The sequence below is a fragment of the Pseudovibrio exalbescens DSM 16456 genome, from assembly GCF_000422785.1.
GTDB lineage: Bacteria > Pseudomonadota > Alphaproteobacteria > Rhizobiales > Stappiaceae > Pseudovibrio > Pseudovibrio exalbescens.
In genome coordinates this window covers 1-1,319 of the sequence record NZ_AUGS01000040.1, presented here as the reverse complement: position 1 = coordinate 1,319, position 1,319 = coordinate 1, and the positions used below count along the sequence as shown (strand labels likewise).

The 1,319-nt window shown below is 50.7% G+C and carries 3 protein-coding genes; all 3 read right to left on the bottom strand.

Features of this window, described 5'->3' with window-relative positions:
* Positions 1-62: 62 nt before the first annotated feature.
* Positions 63-524: a hypothetical protein gene (locus G512_RS0114685; RefSeq protein ID WP_143181443.1), complete on the bottom strand. Its 462-nt coding sequence runs from the start codon at positions 522-524 to the stop codon at positions 63-65.
* Between the two features lie 31 nt (positions 525-555).
* A complete protein-coding gene (locus tag G512_RS0114680; protein WP_036489863.1) occupies positions 556-885 on the bottom strand; it encodes a hypothetical protein in 330 nt (109 codons plus the stop codon).
* On the bottom strand, positions 885-1,319 hold a 435-nt coding region (locus G512_RS22725; protein WP_208975031.1), incomplete at its 5' end, for a polymorphic toxin type 50 domain-containing protein. The genes G512_RS22725 and G512_RS0114680, both read right to left, overlap by 1 nt.

Sequence of the window (1,319 nt, the reverse complement as noted above, 5' to 3'; positions counted from 1 at the left end):
TTGGCAGCGCATCGAACAACACCAACCCGATCAGCAGATGCACAGTGTAGCTTAATTTACGCCTAAACCTGTCCAACGGATGGGGAGTAGCTCATACCTGTCCCCTTCCATACTGTTGTGCTAGCTGTTTGCGTGCCTTTTGCTCCAAGCATGCTGGAGCCATTGCGCGTTGTGCCCCATTTTCCGCCCATCACTGCCATGGCCATGATTGGGCCAAACTCAAGGCCGGTGTTTTCCTGCGCTGCGAACTTTTCCTGCGTTGTCAGGTTGGGGTTTACCCAAATCTGCCAGCGCTCCTCGCTCATGTGTTCGCGAAGGCTGGTACCGTTTGCCAGACCTTTCGCATAGGCTTGAAACAGCTGTCCTCTTGGTTTGCCATCCATCTGCTCAGCTGCATCTAGCAACCACTGAACCATGAACATTTCTTCAGCAGAGGCAGAGCGGCTTCCCATGCCACTAGCCAGACCTGTGGAGGTAAACAGCGCCAGCCACTTCAGCCGCGCCAAAGACAACATCAATGACAACGGAAGGCTCGTGTCATTTCAGTGCTTTATTCTATGCCTCCCGGCGTCTAAATACCACTCTGGTGTCTTCTGCAAACTTGGGACGCAGTGGTCGCCCGCCAACTACTAACTGGCCAACAATTTTCTGATAAGCGCAAGCTGAAAGCTCTTGTTTTACATCTTCAATGTAAATTGAAAACTCATCAATTGCGTCGTAAAACTCTTCGCTATCCTGCTGGCTTTCTTCGAGCAGCCAAGCTTCGACAATCCAACAATCACCTGCAAAATTAAGTGTTACCATTCTGAAGTTAGGTGAGATCACCCCCGACAACGCCTGAACCAACATAAGCTCGTACCAGTTCCAATCGATCAATGACGGCATTATGGCGTCCAGTTCGGGTTCGAAGGGACAATACTTGGGCTAGCAGTCCCTTTTACAATGAATACATTCGTTGGCTGGTTTGCTATACCCGCGCCAACATTGTTGTTTATTCCAGTTACGCCATTAAAGCGCACGACTGGGAAACCTTGTGATGTTTTCCCTAAAATAATCGCATCGCCACTGTGATACGCATCTAGCACCCGTTGCGCGTCTGCTTGGCTCACCAGTGTTCCACCACCACGATATTCGGCTCGGCCTTCGATGTGTCGATTTTGTTTTTGACTTACAGTTGTCCTCACTTTTGGGAAGTCAGCAGCGGTCAATCGTGTTGTATCTGGCCCATTTGGCGTGTCAACAACGTTCTTCAGAGATTTCGGCAGCCGTGTGGTGGTGAACGCGGTACCGCTGGCAGCCAGCGCTGACAAGTCCATGGC